Consider the following 21,531-nt stretch of genomic DNA (forward strand, 5'->3'; position numbering starts at 1 on the left):
TGCTCGCTCCTACGTTTATTTCGGGCCAATCATGCCTGGGGGATTTGCGCGCGAACGGCTTGGCGCATGACGCGATGGTGCGTCGTGCAAACCCGGCGGTCGCGCGCGCCTGTTACAGGCGTTACTGGCCAAAAACAAACGTAGGAGCGAGCAGAGCTCGCGATGCGCCGCGCGGGCGGCGCTCGATCTCACAGGCGCCGCAAATGTCGAGGTGAACGGCTGACTGACTCAACACTGACCACCGCCAGCAATAGGTCGCAAACCGTCGACCGGGAATGACCGCTTTCGACCCTTAGCAGACATCTGTAACCGGGGCCGCTTCGCGGCCCATCGCCGGCAAGCGCGGCTCCCACAAGTACAGCGCATGCCTGAAGACAGGTGATATTTCTGTGGGAGCCGGCTTGCCGGCGATGAGGCCGTTACTGTGCACAGCGCTTTGGATCGCTGTCCGCAATGGGTCGAAAGCGGCCGGTCACGACGGACTGCTATCGACCCCATGTAGACAGTCCGGGCCGATACCCAGGCTAGAGCCTTTGAGGGATTAGTTTCGATAGTTGATAACAGCCCTACATTTGATAGGGAAGTTGACCGAGTTTGCAATGAAACACTCATGGTGAGCATCGTCATGCAAGCGCATTGCAAGATCCCTATCTGATTGACTACTAATGATGATGTGAGGTCTTAGCTCTGCTTCCTTGAAGTGGCCCTTGCGCTGGCTCCTCTGTTGAAAGATGCCCAGAAGATGATCCGCTCTTCTCGCGTTAGCACTGTAATCTTGCACGCTCAGTGTGGCTCCCAACCAGCTTCTCTTGTTTGCATTGACGCATCCGCTGGTTGTACGAAAGCAATGAGCCCCGGCCAGCGAGATAGCCTTATAGCTGGCATGACAGTGCTTGCTGTCGGGTTTGATATGGAAAAGCCAACGAATTCCCGACTCAGCCTGTGCATTCAATGTCAGCCATGGGTCGATAGCGGTCACTGGTGAACGGCTGCAATCGACCCATAGCAGCCGGTCACGGCAGGCAGAAAGCACCGACCTGGCGTCTCGTCCGAAGATGCCCTGGTGCACGCCTGGATCCTGCTCAAATGCGCCTACCACATCAACGCCCACGCCTATGACATGGTTAATGTCGAGACGCGCGGTTTGTTGTGGGTAACGAAGCAATCGCGGGAGATGAGCATTGCGCGGGTAGAGGCCGTGCAGGATGAAGTGGAACCTCGTTCGGCGACTTTGGCGGTATTGCGTCGCGCTGCGCAGACTAATCGAGCATCGGTGAAGGAGCAGTCGTAGGTCAGGGCCGCCGATGCGGCCCGTCGAAAGTAAGATTAATTAACCCGCAGGCTAACGCTGCTATTTCACCTCACAGCCCCCAGCAACGGCAGGCCCACCTTATCACCACCTACAAACTCGCCGGTGAGCAGGTCAAAGGGCAGTACCCACAAACGCAAATCTTCAGCGAAAACGAAGGGTTCCAAGGCACTGTCAAAGTGTTCGTGCTTCGGGTAAATCAAGGCCAGGTCGCCTTTACCCTCTAGGTATCGCTGGCCGTAGGCGAACATCTGGTAGAAGTCGCTTTGCTTCAGGCCGTACTTATCGTCTAGGTCTGCGCCGTCGAGTAGCTTCCATTTGGCATCCAGAATCCAGGTGCTGGTTGCATGCCTGAGCAAGAAATCCGGCCTGAGCTGAAACAGCGACTTTCCTTGGTGTGCGCAAAGCGAATGTCTGGAGGACTGAGCCGTCAACAAGGCCGTTGAAGGTAGCACTCGGCGCAGCATCACTTCGACGTAGCGTTCATACAGCTTTTCCATAGGAAAGAGCAGACTGATACCGTGCCAGTCGCCACTCACGGCCAATGGTACCTGCTCGCCTAAGATCAATTCGCACCAAGGTTTGATGGGCTGGTAGTGCGCCATCAGCCGGTCAGTGCGCCAACGTTTGAAGTCCTGGTTGATACTGCAGCTGGGAGCCACTTCATGCAGTAGGTGTCGCAACTCATGAGCCAGCCGCCAATTGTCGGGATCACGCGTGTGTTCGCACACCTGCTCCAACGCTCTACGCAACAAGCGGTTCTCCGGGCCATCAGGTTGAAATCCATCATAGCGAATGTGGAACAGGTGCTCGCGCCCAGGCGGTTGGCGCATCTGCGCCACCACATTGAGCTGTCCCCGCAGGAATTGCTGTTGCTCTTCAATGTTGTGATAGTCGAAGCGCATACCGCGTTTAACAAGATCGTCCAGCGCTTGAAGGAAATGACGCATCAGCCATTCAGGGAGGGGCGTGTTGAATAGTTCAAGGGTCGCCGAGTTTGCTTGTCGTACCGGCAAATCCAAAGAAGCCTGAATCATTTTCTGCAAAAGCGCCCGGCTTTCTTTCAGGCAATCACTGCGCTGCCTGTGCTTGGGAAGGATCTCCAGCCTTGTCCCGCAAGGTGTTTCAACTATGCCGACGTAGTTGTCCAGCTTTAGCGACATCTGGCCGTTGCGTTGAACCAGTGGCGCACCACCTTTCTTGAAGGAGGCGCTGAGCTCGGATAGCCAGTTGAAGGCACTGGCGGATACCTGAGCACGGTCCAACGAGGCCGCTACAGGCTCTGTGGTTAGCAGTGCGTGTTCACGAACGGTTACGTTCTTCACGGGGTTACCGTTTCCAGCTCGGACACCGGCACCGCCGTTTGCTGCATAGCCGCGATCAGGCCCCGATACGCAGACGCTCGCGTGAACGCCAGCTGATTGATGCGCCAAGGCATGTTATGGGTGGAAACGGGCACTTTGTCGCCGAACAACGCACCGAGGTCTGCCTTTGTCTGGAAAACGAAACGGTCCGCAGGGTCCGGTTTACGGTGATCATTAAGGACCCACTGAATGCGCTGCCAGTCTTCAAAGAAATACTCCTGTAACAGCGGCAGTACCTGATTGCGGAAAATCGAGGCAAGACGCTCCATCGTTCGCTCTTTTTTAGAGGCATGAAGTAGGCGTGGCCCAGGCAATGGTCACGACCGAGGAGCACCTCGATCCGCTCATTCATTGCAGAAAGCAGGTCTGCGATGTTGATTTCATTTACCGTTACTTCGCGCAGCAGTTCCGGTTGGGGAGGCATCTCCTTGAAGCTGAACCGTCGCCGCAATGCGATATCCAGCCCGACCAACGAACGGTCAGCGGTGTTCATGGTACCGATCAGGTATACATTGGACGGCACGCTGAATTGAGCCTTGGAGTAAGGTAGCTGCACATGCAACGCTTCTACGGCACCCGCGCGCTTCGACGGCTCCAACAGGGTAATCAACTCACCAAAGATCCGGGAAACATTGCCACGGTTGATTTCATCTATGATCAGCACATGAGGTTGATGTGCAGTTGCCGCCATTGCTGTCGAATGCGCTGCTTCTAATGCAATGTCCGCATCCTGAAGTGCCTGTTGCAACGCAGGCCATTTGATACGAGCCAAGGGGTAAACCGTTTTCTGGGTCAGGCTGGTATCACCGTTGAGGGTGAGAATATCGAAATTGATGTGCTTGGCTAGCCAGCGCACCGGTAGTACGTGAACGAAGTCTTCACGCAGGTGAGATTCCTGGTGCTCATCGAAACGATACTCACCGGTGACCACCCCAACACCGCAGATTGACGTCTTACTCCTGAGGCATAGCAGTATATCGCCCGGCAGAATTTCATTGCCGAACATATTCAAGGAGCTTTGATCGTTGGTGCCCAGTTTGTGAGCGGGGTCGGCCAGGTTGGCGTTGCGGATATCTCCGACGTATTGCCAACCGATCCGCGCTTCACCGTGTTCAAAGCAGTAGTTCCGTGTCTCGCTAGGTCCCGCGTCATCAATGGATATTTTCCATACCCGTGCATGCTCGCGAACACCCACTTTGTGTTCATAGGCTTTATCACGGACGGCATCCTCACATAACTTGCGGAAAATGCCCGGTTCAACGTCATAACGGATGACACCGCCCGTTTGATCGTCACCTTCTGACGGCAACGCGCGAATACCTTCCACGAAGTCTTCGTAGCTGAAGCTTTGGTGAAAGGTCACGAAGCGCACTCTGTCTTCTTGGATGAGCTCATCGAAACGCGCCTTCAGTTGCGTTCGATCACCTACTGCGCCGCGGAGGCAGTCCGGATCGAGAATTTCCAGTGTTGCGTCGATGGTGGCATAGGTTTTACCAGTACCTGGCGGGCCGAACAAAATCTGATTCAGGGGCACGGGCATAGTTATGTTGAGCTCTTCTTTGAAAGGTAGTCGGGGTTCTGCAGCGGCGTCATCCAATTCGTAGGTTTCGCAGAAAGCGTCAAGGTCGCGAAGGGCCTTAAACGTAACTAAAAGCGCTTCAGCCCCTTGCGCAAGTAGAGGCGCACACGCGCCCAGGCCGGAATGGCGAGTGCGTTCGCTCGGATAATGCTCCGTGGAAAAATGCGAAAATAATTGCTGCCAGGGCCCGGGTGAAACAAAGGCAGAAAGTTCTTTCTTCTCTCGCACCAACGCTAACTGCATCCCATTCTCTAGGATAAAACCTGCCATTTTCTGAGTTGTATTGATTGCTTCAAACCGATCAGGCTGACTATTGAAGAAGCCCAATGCTTGTTCTGGCAAACTTTGCTCGTGTAGCCAGCGCTGCGCCTTATCCCAGTGGCGATCAGTGTAGGCAAACAAATTTTCACCGTTACGATTAGCGATCATCTGCCGGTGCAGCGTGGCAAGATTTTCCTTGTAGCCGGCCCTCTCACCCAGAGCAGCGCGCAGGTCTCTTGCGGCGAAGATGCCGAGGATCTGCGGGCGTTGACGGTCTTGATAAAGGAAGGCGATTTTCCACTTGAATACCGGACCGAGATCCGCTTTCTCTATGACATCAAGGTCACCTTTGCGGGCAGCGTTTGCGACGGCGACAATCAACCCACGCACATGAGCGAAAGCCTCATCCGCACTGCCGCCGTATTTGTTCAGCCAGGCATAATCTGGGCTGAAGCTATGATGCGGGCTGTGCTTGTTCTCTTTATCCAAACGCGAGAACACACCGAACTTGAATGCAGATCCACCCCAAATCGAGCCCAGCGACTCAGTGTGCTTTTCCAGCCATCGGCAGAAATAGTCATCTGTGCCAGCCTGGCTGTATTGCTTCAGCGTCATGGTTGGCAAGGACTCGAGCGGCCAGCGCTCAAGGAATCCGGTCCAAATCGCTTCGCGCTCTGCAATGGGTTCATGCATTCAACTATTTCCTTGTGGTTAAAGTGGATTCATCAGAACTGGGGGTGTTGACTGAAGATCATCCATGGTGCTGAGCAGGCCATCGTCCTGCCAACGAGTGTCGATTTCCAGAAAATACAAGGCCCAAAGGTGTTTTTACACACTTGCAGCCAAAAGCGGTCGCTCGCGAGACCCCCGCCGCTCTGCACAGCACCTTTCATCGATCTCACTAATGAGTACTATCAAGCCGCGCGCCTGTGTGGTTGCCCACCCCCGCCCGTATAATCGCCTCCAATTTTCCCCCTCCTCCTCGTCTTTCAGGCGACTTCCCCCTTGGAACCCAGCACCATGCCAAGCGACAGCCAGGCCCCTAGCGGCCTTCCCGAACATAATCAACAAAGCGTCAAACAGCAGTGGCTGGCGATTCTTTCGGTCGCGGTGGGTGCCTTCGCCCTGGTGACCAGCGAGTTTCTCCCGGTCGGCGTACTCAACGATGTCGCCAGCGACCTGGGCATCAGCGCCGGCCAGGCCGGGCTGATGGTTACCCTGCCGGGCATCATGGCCGCCCTCGCCGCCCCCTTGTTGTCTGTAGGCATTGGCGCCTTGGACCGTCGCTACCTGCTGATCGGCCTGACGCTGATCATGATCATCGCCAACGCGGTGGTGGCCTACGCCAGCGACTTCAACCTGCTGCTGTTCGGCCGTGTGCTGCTGGGCATCAGCATCGGCGGCTTCTGGGCGACGGCCATTGCCCTCAGCGGCCGCCTGGCGCCCAAGGGTGTGGGCGTTGCGCAGGCCACGTCGATCATCATGGTCGGTGTGACCCTGGCCACTGTCCTGGGTGTGCCCGTGGGCACCTGGTTGAGTGGCCTGATGGGCTGGCGCATGACGTTTCTGGTGACCGCGTTGGTGGGCGTGCCGGTGCTGCTGGCGCAAATCCTGCTGTTGCCGCGGCTTAACCCAGACAAGGCCATTCGCATCAGTGACCTGCCGGCGCTGTTCATCAATCCGCAGGCGCGGGTTGGCTTGATCGCGGTATTGCTGATTGGCCTGGCGCACTTTGCCGCCTACACCTATGTCGCGCCCTTCTTCAAGCAAAGCGCTGGCTTCGATGGGCCGACCATTGGTTCGCTGCTGCTGCTCTATGGCGTCGCGGGCGTCATCGGCAATATTTTCGCCGGCTTCGCGGCCAACCGAAGCGTGCGTCATACCCTGATGCTGGTCGCCCTGATGATAGGCGTCAGCACCGCGCTGTTCCCCTACTTTGCCACCGGCATGACCGGCGCGGCGATGCTGATTGCACTGTGGGGCTTCGCCTTCGGCGCCTTCCCGGCGTGCGCCAGTATCTGGATGTTTGTCGTAGCGCCCAAGGATGTCGAACGCGGCATGCCACTGTTCGTCGCCATGTTCCAGGTGATCATTGCCTTGGGCTCGTTCTTCGGTGGGCAGATCGTCGACCAGTTGGGCACCGCAGTATTGCTGAGCTTGGCCACGGCACTGGTGGGTTGTGGTTTTGCGACGGTGCTGGTGCTGGGGCGTAACGTGAGTAACCGATTGGCGGTTCAACCCTGCTGATAGGGGCGCAAGCTGCCAACGGCCTTTGGCAGCTTGCGCCACCGTGTCGTACTCGTATACAAGTCATGCTGGGCAGGCAGCAGACGCTGCGGCCGCAGGGCGACGGCGGTGCGTCGCTGGCGCCCTTCAATCATGAGGAAAAATAAAGTTCATCTCAAAAACAATGAGATTGCCTCATATTACTTCACGCCTGAAAATCCCCCTATCGTTTTTTGCGCCGGCTCACGGGTTACCTGTCGAAGCCCACACTGCGTAAACGCACCGGAAAGCTCTGGTGCACTGAACAATTAAGGGATTAAGGCACCGCACCAACATGAACAACACGCTTGCTTTTGCTATCAAGAGCGTCTGTTTCGATGAGCACTACCAGCCCTCGGACAACACGCGCATCACCACCAACTTTGCCAACCTGGCGAGAGGCACCAGCCGCCAAGCGAATTTACGCAACACCTTGAAGATGATCGACAATCACTTCAATGCACTGGCGCATTGGGACAACCCCACAGGCGATCGCTACACGGTTGCGCTGGAGATCATTTCTGTTGAGATGAATCTCGATGCTGAAAGCGGTGACCCGGCCCTGCCGCTGATCGAACTACTTAAAACGACCGTCATTGATAAAAAAACCAACACGCGTCTCGATGGCATTGTCGGCAATAACTTCTCGTCCTACGTGCGCGATTATGATTTCAGCGTGCGCTTGTTGGCCCACAACAAAGGCCGGCCCACCTTCAGCACGCCAGAGGATTTCGGCGACCTGCATGGAAAACTGTTCCAGTGCTTCGTGAACTCAGCGGCCTATAAAGCACATTTCAACAAACCACCGGTTATTTGCCTGAGCGTTTCGAGCAGCAAAACCTATCAGCGCACTGAAAACCAGCACCCTGTACTGGGGGTCGAGTACCAGCAAGACGCGTATTCGCTGACGGATGAGTACTTCAAGAAAATGGGCTTGAAGGTTCGCTACTTCATGCCGCCAAACAGCGTTGCGCCGCTGGCCTTTTACTTCACCGGCGACCTGCTGGGTGATTACACCAACCTTGAACTCATCAGCACCATCAGCACGATGGACACCTTCCAGAAGATTTACCGCCCCGAGATTTACAACGCGAACGCGGTCGCCGGAAGGTCCTATCAGCCCAGCTTGCAGCACCAGGACTATTCATTGACGCGCATTGTCTATGACCGCGAAGAACGCAGCCAACTGGCGATCGAACAAGGTCGGTTCGCCGAAGAGCACTTCATCAAACCCTACCACGCCGTACTTGAGCAGTGGTCCGCCAATAACGCTCATTGACGCTTCCCACGTTCAAGGTCTTTTACTATGAAAAAGCTGTTACCCACTTCAACCGCCGGCAGTTTGCCTAAACCGTCCTGGCTCGCACAACCTGAGACACTTTGGTCGCCTTGGAAGCTGCAAGATGAGGCCCTGATCGAGGGCAAACACGATGCCTTGCGTTTGTCATTGCACGAGCAGCAACTTGCAGGCATTGACATTGTCAGCGATGGTGAGCAAACGCGACAACACTTTGTCACGACGTTTATTGAGCACCTCAGCGGTGTCGATTTCGAGAAGCGTGAAACCGTTAGAATTCGCGATCGCTATGACGCCAGCGTGCCGACGGTTGTCGGGGCTGTGGCTCGCCAGAAACCGGTGTTTGTCGAGGACGCCAAGTTCTTGCGTCAGCAGACCAAGCAACCCATCAAATGGGCACTGCCGGGTCCCATGACCATGATTGATACGCTGTACGACAGCCACTATAAAAGTCGTGAAAAACTGGCCTGGGAATTTGCCAAAATTCTCAACCAGGAGGCCAAGGAGTTAGAAGCCGCTGGGGTCGACATCATCCAGTTCGATGAACCTGCATTCAATGTCTTCTTTGATGAGGTGAACGACTGGGGGGTGGCCACCCTGGAGAGGGCCATTGAAGGGCTTAAATGCGAAACGGCCGTGCATATCTGCTACGGGTATGGCATCAAGGCCAATACCGACTGGAAAAAAACCCTCGGGTCAGAGTGGCGGCAGTATGAAGAAGCCTTCCCCAAGCTGCAAAAATCCAGCATCGACATCATTTCGTTGGAATGCCACAACTCGCGCGTGCCGATGGACCTGATTGAACTGATACGCGGTAAAAAAGTGATGGTTGGCGCCATTGATGTGGCAACCCATACCATTGAAACACCCGAGGAAGTCGCCAACACCCTGCGCAAGGCCCTTCAGTTTGTCGACATCGACAAACTCTACCCGTGCACCAACTGCGGCATGGCGCCGTTACCGCGTCACGTTGCCAGGGGGAAATTGAGTGCGTTGACTGCAGGCGCTGAAATCGTCCGCAGTGAGTACGCGAACGCGTAGATTCAACTTCCTTCCCCTGTGTTCTTCCCAGCCTTGGCCAATCCCTCTACAATCGAGAGTGTTTCGTATTTGCATCCTCCGCCGGCTGGGAGAGGGAATGTCCACAATGCCCCCCGACGCAGTACCTCATGAGCAATTGCATGCGCTGTACCGCGACCACAACGTGTGGTTGCGTAGCTGGTTGCGCCATCGGCTGAACAACTCAGCAGATGCCGCGGACCTGGCCCAGGATACCTTTGTGCGCGTGCTGCTGGCGCGCACCGCCAGCAGCCTGAAGGAGCCACGGCATTACCTGACGACCATCGCCCGCGGTCTGGTCATCGATTTGTACCGACGGCGCAGCCTGGAACAGGCCTACCTCGAAGCCTTGCAACTGCGCCCCGAAGCGTACGCCCCTTCGGCAGAAATCCGTGCACAGATCCTGGATAGCCTGCTGGCCATCGATCGCCTGCTCGATGGCCTAGGCACGCGCACCCGGCAGATTTTCCTGGCGGTGCAACTGGACGGGCTGTCTTACGAAAAAACCGCTGAACGCTGCGGGGTTTCGGTCAGCACCGTGCGCAAGCACCTGGCCCGCGGCTTGATGCATTGCCTGCTGCTGAACGAGGCATGAAGCGCGCTCTGGCCCAGGCGGTGGACTGGTATGTGCGCCTTAACGAAAGCACGGTCAGCCCTGCCACTCACAGCCAGTGGCAAGCCTGGCTGGCGGCAGACCCGCAGCACGCACAAGCCTGGGCCCGGCTTGAGCATTTGCAGCAGCGCTTGGCCCAAGCCCCTGCGGCGGTGGGTGCGGCGACCCTTGAACAAGCCCGGCAACAGCGCCGTGCGGCGGTCAAGATGCTGGCGCTGTTGCTCGGGGTCGGCGTGGTCGGTTGGCAGGGTTATCAGCTTTCGCCTTGGCAGGCGGACTACGCCACGCGCGTGGGGCAACGTCGCCACCTGACGCTGGCTGACGGCAGCCGCTTGGTGCTGGACACCGACACCCAAGTGAACCTGCATTTCGATGGCCAGCAGCGGCTGATCGTGCTGAAGCAGGGCGAAATTCTGGTGGAGACGGCCAAAGATGCGCGCCCGCTGAGTGTGCAGTCGGCCGAGGGACGAATCCTCGCCCTCGGCACGCGCTTTGCCGTGCGCCAGGGACACGGCAGCACCCGGGTCACGGTCGAGGCGCACGCTGTGGAGGTCAGGCCACGGCTGGCGCAGGCACAGGTGATGCGCGCCGAAGCTGGGCAGACCCTGACCTTTACCGCAGACCGAATCGGGCCACTGCACCCCGCCGCCGCGCAAAGTTCAGCCTGGGCGCGGGGCATGCTGGTGGTGGTCGACTGGCGCCTGGACGAGGTGCTCGCCGAGCTTTCACGCTACCGCCCCGGCTACCTCGGTTGCGCGCCCGAGGTCGCCGGTTTGCGGCTGTCCGGCACCTTCCTGCTGGATGACAGCGAGGCGGTGCTGGCCAATCTGCAGGACTCACTGCCCGTGCACGTCCGGCGCCTGACCCGTTACTGGGTGCGGATCGAGGCGGGTGCGGCATGAAGCAAAGTTTTTTCGCGTGAGGGGTAACAAGTTTCAATTTCTGCTTCGGCTCTAGCTGCACATGCGTAAAAAACGCAGCCATTGCCAACCCCAACAGGAAGTTGTTCATGTTCGTACCCCCCTCCCGACTCGCCTGCGGTATTCACCGCGCAGCGCTCACCCTAAGCCTGGCCGGCTCGCTGCTGGTGCTGCCCGCTGCCTGGGCACAAGCACAGCGCTATGACATCCCGGCTGGCAGCCTGGCCGAAGCGCTCAGCCAATTCGCTGCCGCCAGCGGGGTCATGATCACTTTCAGCGCAGAAGATACCGCGGGCCTCGGCTCACCAGGCTTGCAGGGGGATTTCGAGCTGCACCAGGGGTTTGCCCGCTTGCTCCAGGGCAGCGGCCTGCGGCTCGTGCAGGCGGGGAACAAACGGTACGTGCTGGCCAAGGCCGAGCGCGGCGGTGCTTTGGAGCTCGGCGCCACCAGCATTAACGCCGCAGGCCTGGGGGCCACCACCGAGGGCACTGGGTCGTACACCACAGGCCAGAGCAACACGGCCACCAAACTGCCGTTGAGCCTTCGCGAAACCCCGCAGTCGATCAGCGTGGTTACCCGTCAGCGTATGGATGATCAGGGGCTGAACGACATCACCGAGGTGTTGCAGCAGACGCCGGGGTTGTCGGTGCAGAGCCTTGGCAGTGAGCGTTTCAACATTTATTCGCGTGGTTACTCGGTCGATAACTACCAGTTCGACGGCATTCCCACCACGCTGGATATCGCGACTCAGATGTCGGCGCAGAGCCTGGCCGACATGGCCATCTACGACCGTGTCGAAGTGCTGCGCGGTGCCACTGGGCTAATGACCGGCGCGGGCGACCCTTCGGCCACGATCAACCTCGTGCGCAAACGCCCTACGGCCGAATTCAAGGGTCACATCACGGCCGGCGTGGGTTCGTGGGACAAGTACCGTAGCGAAGTCGACCTGTCCGGCCCATTGACGCCCTCCGGCAACGTGCGTGGGCGCATGGTCGCGGCTTACCAGCAGAACAACAGCTTCATGGACCATTATTCCCAGGAAAAGCAGATTTTCTACGGGGTCCTCGAAGCCGACCTGACCGACACCACGTTGCTGACGGTGGGTGCCGACTACCAGAAAAACAACCCGCAAGGCTCGTCTTCGGTGGCGTTCCCGCTGTTCCACAGCAATGGCGAGCAAACGTCGTTCTCACGCTCCACCAACAGCGCCGCGCGCTGGAGCCATAACCCGCAAGATGCCCTCAACACCTTCGCAAGCCTCGAGCAGAAACTGGCGTATGACTGGACCCTGAAGGCGTCGGTCAACCAGATGTATATCAAGCGTGACGACTACAAACTGGCCACCGCCAGTTGGGGCTTCCCCGACAAGAGCACCGGCGCAGGTGTACGCCTGTATGGTGGCGCAGGCAGTACCTGGCAGAAACAGACCGGCCTGGATGTGCAAGCCCAAGGCCCGTTCCAGCTGTTCGGCCGCCAGCATGAGTTGATCGTCGGCTACAACTATTCACGTTACGAAAACCGCCATACGCCCACCCGGGGTACCCGCATCGAAGGCACCTTCGTCAACGTCTACGACTGGGACAACTACACGGACAAACCGGTAATGGGTGGCGGCAAGCTTTACGATGGCGACACCGTCATTCACCAGACCGGCACCTACATTGCCACCCGCCTGCGCCCGACCGATGACCTGTCGGTTATCCTGGGTGCGCGAGTCAGCAAGTACGACTACGACTACGACCTGACCTACCCGGCGACGCCCCTCAGCAACCGCACGACCGACTACAAGGAAAACGGCGTTGTCACCCCTTATGCCGGTGTGGTCTATGACCTCAACGACACCCACTCGGTGTATGCCAGCTGGACCAGCATCTACAAACCACAGAGCCTGCGTGACGCCGACGGCTCGACCCTCGAGCCGCGTGAAGGCGACAACTACGAGGTCGGCCTGAAGAGTGAATTCTTCGACGGTCGCCTGAATACCAGCATCGCAGCCTACGAGGTCAAGCAGGACAACCTCGCCGTGCTCGACGAAGGCAAGACCGTCAACAATGATGGTATGACTGCCGCGTACAAAGCCGTGAGCGGCGCCACCACCCGTGGCTTTGAAGTCGAGGCCAACGGCGAGTTGATGCCCGGCTGGAACGTCTCGGCCAGCTATAACCACGGCATCACCAAGGACCGCGATGGCGAGCGCTTGAACACCGAAGCCCCGGCCAACATGGTGAAGCTGTGGAGCACCTACCGACTACCGGGCGACTTCGACCGCCTGACCGTCGGCGGCGGTGCCAACTGGCAGAGCGGCACCCACATCACCGTCACGCCAAGCACCGCGTTGGGCACGGTGAAGGCCAAGCAATCGCAGTTCACCGTGGTCAACCTGATGGCCCGCTATCAACTGACCGACCAACTTTCCACAACGCTCAACATCAACAACCTGTTCGACAAGAAATACATCAGTGCGTTGGATACCACGTTCTACAGCGGCTATTACGGCGAGCCGCGCAATGTGATGTTGAATACCCGATACGATTTCTGAGCAGCCTGAGGGGCTGTAATAGGGGCCGCTGCGCGCCGAGTGTGTGATTTTTGCTGCTGAGCCTGCGTCTGAAACGCTACCCCTCGCTGTCGTATGGGGAGTGATAACAGGGCCTTCCATGCAAACGCTGTTGAACGAGATTCTCGACGAAGTGCGCCCCTTGATCGGCAAGGGCAAAGTGGCTGACTACATTCCTGCGCTGGCCGACGTGCCAGCGCAGCAATTGGGCATCGCAGTCTATGGCAACGATGGCAGTTATCACTGCGCGGGTGACGCCCTGGTGCCATTCTCGGTGCAGAGCATTTCCAAGGTATTCAGCCTGGTCCAGGCAATTGGCCATTCCGGTGAAGGTATTTGGGAGCGGCTTGGGCATGAGCCGTCAGGCCAGCCATTCAACTCGCTGGTGCAGCTGGAGTTCGAGCGCGGCCGCCCACGCAATCCCTTTATCAATGCCGGCGCGTTGGTCATCTGCGATATCAACCAATCGCGCTTCGCAGCCCCCACGTTGTCGATGCGCGATTTCGTGCGACGGCTATCGGCCAACCCCCATATTGCGATCGATACCCGCGTCGCGGATTCGGAGTATCAATTCCGCGCGCGCAACGCGGCCATGGCTTACCTCATGCAGTCCTTTGGCAACTTCCATAACGACGTCGAGACGGTGTTACGCAGTTACTTCAGTTACTGCGCGCTGCAGATGAGCTGCCTCGATCTGGCCCGCGCCTTCTGCTTTCTGGCCAACGACGGGTTCTGCAAGCACAGCGGCGAGCAAATCCTCAGCCGACGCCAGACCCAGCAGGTGAACTCGATCATGGCCACCAGCGGGTTGTATGACGAAGCCGGGAATTTCGCCTACCGCGTGGGGTTGCCAGGCAAGAGTGGCGTGGGTGGCGGGATTGTAGCAATCGTGCCGGGCCAATTTACCGTATGCGTGTGGTCGCCGGAGCTGAATGCAGCGGGCAACTCCTACGCGGGCATGGCGGCGCTCGAGTTGTTGAGTTCACGGATTGGGTGGTCAGTGTTCTGACGCATTACGTGGGAGCGGGCTTGCCCCGCGAACACCGGCGAAGCCGGTGCCATGCACCGCGTAGCCCCATTCGCGGGGCAAGCCCGCTCCCACAGAACTATTCCTACAGAGCCTAGTGTGCGTGCGCCCAAGCACTGGGGCTGCGCGAAGACGCTCCCGAACGCAATTTCTCGATGTCTTAAATCATGACTATATGTGTCGTTTAAGACATATCAATTTCTCTGCATCATGGCTCCACACCCAATCAACGGAGCTGGACCATGACTCAGGAATACAAAGGCACTGCCCTGATCACGGGCGCATCTTCCGGCATCGGCGCGATCTACGCCGAACGCCTGGCTCAACGTGGCTACGACCTGGTTCTGGTCGCCCGCAATCGTGATCGCCTCAATGCCCTCGCCACCCGTATCACCAACGAGACCCAGCAGAGCGTGGAAGTCTTCCAGGCGGACCTGGCCAGCTCAGTGGACTTGGCGCGCGTCGAGCGCAAATTGCGCGAGGACGCCAGCATCAACCTGTTGGTTAATAACGCAGGCATCGGCACCCACACCAGCTTGATGGAAAGCGATGTCGAGCGGATGGCCGAGATGATCACGCTCAACGTCACCGCACTGACACGGCTCACCTACGCCGCTGCTCCGGGCTTCGTCGCTCGCAAACAGGGCGCAGTCATCAATATTTCCTCCATCGTCAGCCTGGCCCCCGAATTACTGAATGGTGTGTACGGCGCAAGCAAAGCCTACGTAACGGCCTTCACTCAGTCGCTGCACAAAGAGCTGGCAGAACATGGCGTCAGAGTTCAAGCGGTGCTGCCAGGCGCCACAGCGACCGACTTCTGGGAGATCGGGGGGCTGCCGGTCGAAAACCTTGATCCCAACATCGTGATGTCAGCCAACGACCTGGTGGATGGCGCCCTTCAAGACTTCGACAACAGCGTCCTGATCTCCATCCCTTCCATGCATGACCTGCAGCATTTCGAACGCTACGAAAGCAGCCGCAAGGCGCTGTTCGGGCATCTCTCCAGCAACACACTCGCACCGCGTTACGGCGTTTGATCAAACAACTTGAGCGTGGCGAAAGTCTTCCTCGTGTTAGCTACTTTTTGAGGTACACGAAGGGCGTTAGCCTGGCATCACTCTCTGACCTGTAAAGGACAACGTCACATGAAAGCCATAGTTTTCCAAGAAGCTGGTTTGCCCATTCACGATGCTCGTTCCCTGTTCGAAACAGACCTGCCCACGCCCACGCCTGGAGCTCGCGATCTGCTTGTAGAAGTGAAGGCTATTGCAGTGAACCCGGTAGATACGAAGGTACGGGCTCGCAGTGCCAGCCAAGCGGTGCAGGTGCTGGGTTGGGATACCGTCGGCATCGTCCGTGAAGTGGGCAGTGATGTGTCACTGTTCAACGTGGGTGACGAAGTATTCTACGCCGGCGCAATCGACCGTCCGGGCAGCTACAGCGAATTTCACCTGGTCGATGAGCGCATCGTCGGCCACAAGCCGCGTAGCTTGGACAATGCCAGTGCCGCAGCCTTGCCGCTGACCTCCATCACTGCCTGGGAGCTGCTGTTCGACCGACTGGGCGTACAGGAAAACGGGGGTGAAGGCCAAAGCCTGCTGGTGATCGGCGCCGGTGGCGGCGTTGGCTCGATCCTGGTTCAGCTGGCTCGCAAACTGACCCAACTGACCGTCATCGGCACAGCGTCGCGGCCAGAGACCCAGTCTTGGGTGCAAGAACTGGGCGCCCACCATGTGATTGATCACTCCGCCTCGATCCCGCTGCAACTCGAAAACCTCAAACTCAACCCGGTCGACTACGTCATCAGCCTGACCCATACCGATACTTACTTGCCGCAGCTCGTTGAAGTGCTTCGCCCACAAGGCAAACTGGCGCTGATCGATGACCCCGCACAACTGGATGTCATGCCGCTCAAGCGCAAATCACTTTCGCTGCACTGGGAACTCATGTTCACGCGATCGCTTTATCACACTGCAGACATGATCGAACAGCATGAGTTGCTGAACAGAATTTCGGTGCTGGTCGATAACGGTGTCATCAAGACCACCATCGGGGAACACTTCGGCACAATCGGCGCAGACAACCTGAAGCGCGCCCATGCTCTGATCGAGAGCGGCAAAGCCAAAGGCAAGATCGTTCTCGAAGGTTTCTAACCCGCTGGTACATGGAGAAGGCAGGTTTCGATCAGAAGCCCGTCCGAGCACTATGGCTGCTGTTGCTATCACGCGCACTACCACCGTGCTTAACACGCTTCTCCGGTCAGTAAAACTCAATCAATTGGGATGCAATTTTTGCCTCCGGCATCATCTGCTGAAGTCCGCTGCTCAGCTCATCCCCAGCAGCCTTCAGCGCCTCTATGGGCATTTCAGGAAGGCTCTCCAGAATGAACCACATCCGCTTCGTGTTCGAATCAAGCCGGGTTCGGGTGCCCTGACGCCAGTTCCAGCGTCGGCAAGTCGCACCGTGATCATCGCGCCAAATGACTTCGCCTTTTTCTGGCGGCTCGTTTGCCGCACTGCCATCTTTGGTTGTGTCAAACAGCTCAGTGCCATCGGCGATGGTTAAACGTGGGCCACCTATGTAGGCATCAAAATTTTCTCCGCCAACGGGTATGGCGTACTTGATGCTGATTGCGTTGTACAAATCGACAATGGGATCGATGCTGGGAAGGCTCCCGTCTCGCAGAACTCGCTTGCGCAATGCTTCGGCTGAGCACGGGGTGCGCTGTGGTTTAGCGCCGAACAGCCTGAAGGCATTGGCCCACGCAGCCAAATGGCTCTTAGCCCAAACCGGGGTGTCAGCGACCAGCGACTCACAAGCCTTCTCAAGCGCGTCTTTAGAAACCTGGGGGTGTTCGATCTGCGTAGCTTCCACGCTGATACTCAGCGCTCGGAAACCTGGTGCAATCTCAGCGAGTTGAGGGTCAAGAACCGGAGCGACAAATGACATGGTGGCCTCCACGGCTATTTAACGCTGAAGGTTTCTCATGGTGTAGCTGCCCCATGCCGAGCACAGGGTATTGAGGGTGTGGACGAGTGATTTTAGTGTGCATGCCAATGTAGCTATCTCCGCAGTGAAGGTGATCAATGCATGGCTTTTTAATCCGTCCCTGTCATTAGATCTAATGATTTACCATCATGACGCATAAGATTTTCTTATTAGCCTAATCAACGCACGCGGTTGCACGAACGCGCGAGATGGAATGTGAGGAGAGATAGTCCGCTTCTGGCCGTCTGCTGCCCTCTAGGAAGGGCACCCTCCTGCCTTTGAGCATGGGCAGCGTCGCATGCCGTGCTGACGGTGTTCGCCCAGAGCATGATGGGAACCGTTAAATCCGCCTAACCTGCCACCCTGCCAAAGGCGTAATCCTTGAAAACTAACCACCCGATCCCATGAGAGCGCTGTACATGCCTATCGACTTCAGACCCGCTCAAGCCTCGGACGCGCAAGATATTGCGCGCTTCTTTCAACTGACATCGGAGGGCATGGCCGATTACATATGGAGCAAGCTTGCCGCACCTGGAGAAGCATTGCTGAGTGTCGGTACGTCTCGCTATGCCAGGGAACAGGGCGACTTTTCCTATAAGAACTGCCTGATGGCCATTTTCGAAGGGCGCGTCATCGGCATGATGCATAGCTATGCCTTGCGCGAGACCCCTGACAGGCCTGTCGAGACAGACCCGGTCCTCGCGCCTTATTCCGACATGGAAATACCCGACACCTTATATATATCCAGCCTGGCCCTGGATGAGGCCTGGCGCAGCCAGGGGCTGGGCGTCGAGTTTCTTCGCCACGCTCAGCAACGCGCTGAGGACTCTGGCCTGGATGGGCTATGCCTGATCGATTATGCAGAAAACCACGGTGCACGCCGCTTCTACGAACGCCACGGTTTTCAAATTGTTAAAACCTGCCAGATCGTTCCGCACCCGATGCTGAGCGTAACCGGTGAAGCCTATTTGATGTATCGCCCTACCCACAACGTGCTCGAGAAAAAACCATGAACAAGAAACTGACCGTGTTCCGCGAACTGGATATCCAACCGGTGCGCGACCTTCCCTTTTTTGAAGAGGTCGTGGAAGGCACCCCTCATACGCTGACGTCCAAGTATTATCACGATGAACAGCAAGGTTGCATTTCCGGAGAATGGGAAGCCAGCACCGGAGCGTGGCGCATCGACTACAAAGTTTGGGAGTTCTGCCATGTCCTGAGTGGTTGCTGCGTCATCGAGCTTGAGGGTTGCGCCCCCATCAGACTGGCCGCTGGCGACACGTTCATTATCGAACCAGGCGCCAAGGGCAAATGGACCGTACTGGAAGACATGAAAAAGAACTTCGTGATCCTCTTGCCCGCGAGCTAGGCTCCGGGGGGCGTTTCATCGCGCGCAGCGCAAAGCCCGGGGCAAAGTAAGCGTTCGACGAAGTCACCTATCGACTGAGACCTACATCTAGTCCTCTTTCTTCCACTCCAAGGTGCCGGGGAACCGCGCTACGAAACGCGTGCCGGCCTCAGGCGTAGAGGTTACTGATAGCGTCCCGTTGTGACCCGTTACGATCTGAGAGGCGATATACAAACCGAGCCCCAACCCCTCCCCCGACCACCGGCTGCCGACCTTTTGAACGGCTGGAACAGTAGCGGTAACAAAACGTCGGGGATTTCTGGGCCATGGTTCATCACTGACAGCACTATATGATTTTCTTGCATGCTTGCGGTCACCTCTATCGGAAGATCACGCGCCCCATGAGCCACTGCATTGCCCAAGAGGTTTGAAAGCAACTGCCCCATTCTCCCAGCATCACAGAAGACCCCAGGTGAAATGATCACCTCTTGACGGACTTGGACGTTGGGATGACTCGTCATGATTTCATTGATGACGGCACTAAAAACGTCACCCAGGTTGTCCACTAACGTCCGTTTGACCGGAATGCCTCCCCCCAGCTTTCCTCGAGAAAAATCCAGGACATCTTCAATCAAGTTATTCATCCGCTGCGCGCTTTGTCGTATTGCAGTGGCAAGCTGCTGCTCGCGACCGGCGGGAAGCTTAGCCTCCAGTAGATCGGCGCTCATTCTGATAGCGCACAGTGGCGAACGGAGGTCATGCCCCAGTACGGCAATGAACTGCTCCCGGACAATGCCGGTCTCAGCTGCACTGGCCAGTTCAATCGTTTTGGTCTCAAGGTCCGCCAAAACGTCGAGTTGAACAGCTATTAACTGGGCGAAAAGCGTTAGCGTTTTGCACACCGCCTCTTCATCAAAATGGGCCGGAACCTCATCGATAGCACAGAGCGTTCCGAAGAAGTCTCCGTTTGTCCTGGTGATAGGAATGGAGACGTAGCTTTCTAAGCCGTATGTCTGAGGGGTGTGGTGGGTTGAGTACACCGGATGCTCACTGGCATTCCTGAATATAACGGGTTTGCGGTGCTGACGAATTTCGTGGCAAATCGTCGTTTCCAGCACCAACTCACCGCCAGGTATGAGCCCAAAATCAATAGAATCATCGACAGCGCAAGCCACCCATTTTGTCTCGGTGACACGCGCAATTGCCGCAAAGCGCATGCCGGTAACATGCTTCACCATATTGAGAATAAGCGGGACGGCCTCGATCTTGGCAATCGTACTGATGTCATGTGAAAGGTCAGACGGATAAGGCATCAAGATCGCCGATTGGGTGAATGGCAAATTGGAATTAAAGCGTAAGCCCCAGCGTTTGACAATGAGCCCGGAACAGCAACCACTGGCCTCGCTCCACGGAGGGTAGATATGAGAGTGGGGCTCAACGATTGAAACTCGCCCAGGCCTTGCCCTGTTCACTGGCTAAGTGAACTCATCCGTCAAGCTGTGACGCGAACAGGATGGGGATCGCGTCGAGGAAATGAAACTTCTCAGGCACCTTCGTGTTCAGGCTTCGCCCACCATCATCTTCTTCTCTGATCGCGAAATTGCCACTTTCGAGTTGGTCGACCAACCACTCAAGAAACATAGCAACAGAGCTGGCCACCACGAATTTCTCATCTTCGTCGCTGCCAAAATTGATGACCTGCCCCATGGTACCGCGGGCGCCGGGATCCAGGTCCACGCCAAGGTGGTTTCCGCCGTAGTCGTAGGCAAACGGGATCCAGTACTTGTTGGCATACAACGCCTGGACAGCGCCAGATTTCGCCGAGGTGCAGAAAGCGCTCGCTTCGCTCATTTCTTCCGGCGACCATTGATCGATGATGCTTTTCCACGATTGCCAATGGGTTTTGGCAGCCGCTAGGGAGAGGAATGTAAGGCCGTAGAAAGGCCCCGTGTTGACAGCATCCCTTTGCCCATCATGCAGCCGATAGAGTGCCTTCAAGGCCTCTGGAAAAGCTCTGCCGATCTGGCTTTCGAAATCGGTGATTGCAGCCTCTGAACAGCCCGGCGCCAAATCTTCACGGACCTCGGGAAGGTTGGCTTCCAACCAGTGTTCCAGTCGTTCCATCAATGTGTTCATCTCAAGCTCCCTAATGGCGGTTATTCCTATCTGAATCAGTATGGGAAAACCGTGTTGTGCACGGTCAGTGCGATCGCTGGGGTGAAAGCAGGCGTTCGCGTATGACCGCTTTCGACCCATTGCGGACAGCGATCCAAAGCGCTGTGCACAGTAACGGCCTCATCGCCGGCAAGCCGGCTCCCACAGAAATATCACCTGCCTTCAGGCATGCGCTGTACTTGTGGGAGCCGCGCTTGCCGGCGATGGGCCGCGAAGCGGCCCAGGTTACAGATGTCTGCTAAGGGTCGATAGCGGTCACTGGCGAACGGCGAACGGCTGCAATCGACCCATTGCGGTCTTTAACGAGCGACGTGGGCTGCAGTTTCCGTTTCCCGGGCTGACAGTTCAGTTTGCAGTGTTGTTCAGTTGCTGAAGCTCAAGTTGCTTGGCAGCACTGGCCTCAAGGTTTGCACGCTCTTCATCCAGGTACCGATAAATGCTTTGCAGGTTGGCGATCTTCTGCTTGATCTCTGCCATCTTTTTTTCAATTAGCCTGGCGCCGTCAGCACAGTCAATCAGCTGGTTCCGCTGCGCATCCAAAATCTCGCCAATTTCCCCAAGGGAAAACCCCATGCTTTGCGCGCGCTGGATAAAGTCCAGATCGTGCAGCGTTTGCTCGGTGTAAACGCGATAGTTGTTGGTTTGCCGCAGCGGTGAGATCAGGCCAAGTTGCTCGTAGTAACGCAGCGTATGGCGGCTGGCGCCGCTGCGCGCCTCGAGTTCGCCGATTTTCATGACAATACCGCTTGACCTTAGAGTTGGGTCGAT

The 21,531-nt window shown here is 57.2% G+C and carries 19 protein-coding genes and 1 pseudogene; 12 read left to right on the top strand and 8 right to left on the bottom strand.

Going from position 1 to position 21,531, the window contains the following annotated elements:
- Window positions 1-541: 541 nt before the first annotated feature.
- Entirely contained in the window at window positions 542-1,069 is a 528-nt protein-coding gene (locus LOY53_RS15470) for an OsmC family protein (protein WP_258702916.1), read from the bottom strand.
- Between LOY53_RS15470 and LOY53_RS15475 the strand changes: the two genes are divergently transcribed.
- Window positions 1,064-1,291 carry a hypothetical protein gene (locus LOY53_RS15475; protein ID WP_258702917.1) on the top strand — a complete coding sequence of 76 codons (228 nt, stop codon included), beginning with the start codon at window positions 1,064-1,066 and terminating at the stop codon, window positions 1,289-1,291. The two genes, LOY53_RS15470 and LOY53_RS15475, sit on opposite strands and share 6 nt — an antisense overlap.
- Before the next feature lie 65 nt (window positions 1,292-1,356).
- Here LOY53_RS15475 and LOY53_RS15480 read toward each other — a convergent pair whose 3' ends face one another.
- Both LOY53_RS15480 and LOY53_RS15485 read right to left on the bottom strand, forming a co-directional pair.
- Window positions 1,357-2,634: an McrC family protein gene (locus LOY53_RS15480; protein WP_252824705.1), complete on the bottom strand. Its 1,278-nt coding sequence runs from the start codon at window positions 2,632-2,634 to the stop codon at window positions 1,357-1,359.
- A pseudogene (locus LOY53_RS15485) lies at window positions 2,631-3,343 on the bottom strand (McrB family protein); the annotation flags it as partial. The pseudogene LOY53_RS15485 and the gene LOY53_RS15480, both read right to left, overlap by 4 nt.
- Before the next feature lie 2,190 nt (window positions 3,344-5,533).
- On the opposite strand from LOY53_RS15485, the gene LOY53_RS15490 reads away from it, so the two are divergent.
- From LOY53_RS15490 to LOY53_RS15530, 9 genes are all read left to right on the top strand, one after another.
- Complete coding sequence (locus LOY53_RS15490) at window positions 5,534-6,760, top strand: MFS transporter (RefSeq protein ID WP_027596311.1); 1,227 nt, start codon at window positions 5,534-5,536, stop codon at window positions 6,758-6,760.
- A 313-nt stretch (window positions 6,761-7,073) separates the two neighbouring features.
- On the top strand, window positions 7,074-8,057 hold the full coding sequence (locus LOY53_RS15495; RefSeq protein WP_252824709.1) for a DUF1852 domain-containing protein: 984 nt from the start codon (window positions 7,074-7,076) through the stop codon (window positions 8,055-8,057).
- A 27-nt stretch (window positions 8,058-8,084) separates the two neighbouring features.
- Window positions 8,085-9,116 carry a methionine synthase gene (locus LOY53_RS15500; RefSeq protein ID WP_252824711.1) on the top strand — a complete coding sequence of 344 codons (1,032 nt, stop codon included), beginning with the start codon at window positions 8,085-8,087 and terminating at the stop codon, window positions 9,114-9,116.
- Between the two features lie 97 nt (window positions 9,117-9,213).
- Complete coding sequence (locus tag LOY53_RS15505) at window positions 9,214-9,729, top strand: sigma-70 family RNA polymerase sigma factor (protein WP_258702918.1); 516 nt, start codon at window positions 9,214-9,216, stop codon at window positions 9,727-9,729.
- A complete protein-coding gene (locus LOY53_RS15510) occupies window positions 9,726-10,649 on the top strand; it encodes a FecR domain-containing protein (protein ID WP_258702919.1) in 924 nt (307 codons plus the stop codon). The genes LOY53_RS15505 and LOY53_RS15510 overlap by 4 nt, the downstream gene beginning before the upstream one ends.
- Before the next feature lie 107 nt (window positions 10,650-10,756).
- Window positions 10,757-13,207 carry a TonB-dependent receptor gene (locus LOY53_RS15515; protein ID WP_258702920.1) on the top strand — a complete coding sequence of 817 codons (2,451 nt, stop codon included), beginning with the start codon at window positions 10,757-10,759 and terminating at the stop codon, window positions 13,205-13,207.
- 118 nt (window positions 13,208-13,325) lie between these two features.
- Window positions 13,326-14,234 carry a glutaminase B gene (gene glsB, locus LOY53_RS15520; protein ID WP_252824718.1) on the top strand — a complete coding sequence of 303 codons (909 nt, stop codon included), beginning with the start codon at window positions 13,326-13,328 and terminating at the stop codon, window positions 14,232-14,234.
- Between the two features lie 260 nt (window positions 14,235-14,494).
- Entirely contained in the window at window positions 14,495-15,289 is a 795-nt protein-coding gene (locus tag LOY53_RS15525; protein ID WP_258702921.1) for an SDR family oxidoreductase, read from the top strand.
- Window positions 15,290-15,397: 108 nt separating this feature from the next.
- A complete protein-coding gene (locus LOY53_RS15530; RefSeq protein WP_252824719.1) occupies window positions 15,398-16,405 on the top strand; it encodes a zinc-binding alcohol dehydrogenase family protein in 1,008 nt (335 codons plus the stop codon).
- A gap of 106 nt (window positions 16,406-16,511) precedes the next feature.
- Here LOY53_RS15530 and LOY53_RS15535 read toward each other — a convergent pair whose 3' ends face one another.
- Window positions 16,512-17,201: a B3/4 domain-containing protein gene (locus tag LOY53_RS15535; RefSeq protein WP_258702922.1), complete on the bottom strand. Its 690-nt coding sequence runs from the start codon at window positions 17,199-17,201 to the stop codon at window positions 16,512-16,514.
- A 458-nt stretch (window positions 17,202-17,659) separates the two neighbouring features.
- Between LOY53_RS15535 and LOY53_RS15540 the strand changes: the two genes are divergently transcribed.
- Together LOY53_RS15540 and LOY53_RS15545 are read left to right on the top strand one after the other, a co-directional pair.
- Window positions 17,660-18,253 (top strand): GNAT family N-acetyltransferase, encoded by a 594-nt coding sequence (locus LOY53_RS15540; RefSeq protein ID WP_252824722.1) that lies wholly within the window; start codon window positions 17,660-17,662, stop codon window positions 18,251-18,253.
- Window positions 18,250-18,609: a cupin domain-containing protein gene (locus LOY53_RS15545; protein WP_258702923.1), complete on the top strand. Its 360-nt coding sequence runs from the start codon at window positions 18,250-18,252 to the stop codon at window positions 18,607-18,609. The genes LOY53_RS15540 and LOY53_RS15545 overlap by 4 nt, the downstream gene beginning before the upstream one ends.
- Before the next feature lie 87 nt (window positions 18,610-18,696).
- Here the strand turns inward: LOY53_RS15545 and LOY53_RS26920 are convergent, their stop codons facing one another.
- The 4 genes from LOY53_RS26920 to LOY53_RS15565 all read right to left on the bottom strand — a co-directional run bounded on the left by LOY53_RS26920 (window position 18,697) and on the right by LOY53_RS15565 (window position 21,498).
- Window positions 18,697-18,834, bottom strand: a complete 138-nt coding sequence (locus LOY53_RS26920) for an ATP-binding protein (protein ID WP_408981305.1) — start codon at window positions 18,832-18,834, stop codon at window positions 18,697-18,699.
- A complete protein-coding gene (locus LOY53_RS15555; protein ID WP_258702925.1) occupies window positions 18,798-19,901 on the bottom strand; it encodes a GAF domain-containing sensor histidine kinase in 1,104 nt (367 codons plus the stop codon). The genes LOY53_RS26920 and LOY53_RS15555 overlap by 37 nt, the downstream gene beginning before the upstream one ends.
- A 172-nt stretch (window positions 19,902-20,073) precedes the next feature.
- Window positions 20,074-20,724 carry an SMI1/KNR4 family protein gene (locus tag LOY53_RS15560; RefSeq protein WP_252824728.1) on the bottom strand — a complete coding sequence of 217 codons (651 nt, stop codon included), beginning with the start codon at window positions 20,722-20,724 and terminating at the stop codon, window positions 20,074-20,076.
- Between the two features lie 384 nt (window positions 20,725-21,108).
- Window positions 21,109-21,498, bottom strand: a complete 390-nt coding sequence (locus LOY53_RS15565; protein WP_252824730.1) for a MerR family transcriptional regulator — start codon at window positions 21,496-21,498, stop codon at window positions 21,109-21,111.
- Window positions 21,499-21,531: the final 33 nt, after the last annotated feature.

It is taken from the genome of Pseudomonas sp. B21-031 (assembly GCF_024748985.1).
GTDB classification, from domain to species: domain Bacteria; phylum Pseudomonadota; class Gammaproteobacteria; order Pseudomonadales; family Pseudomonadaceae; genus Aquipseudomonas; species Aquipseudomonas kermanshahensis.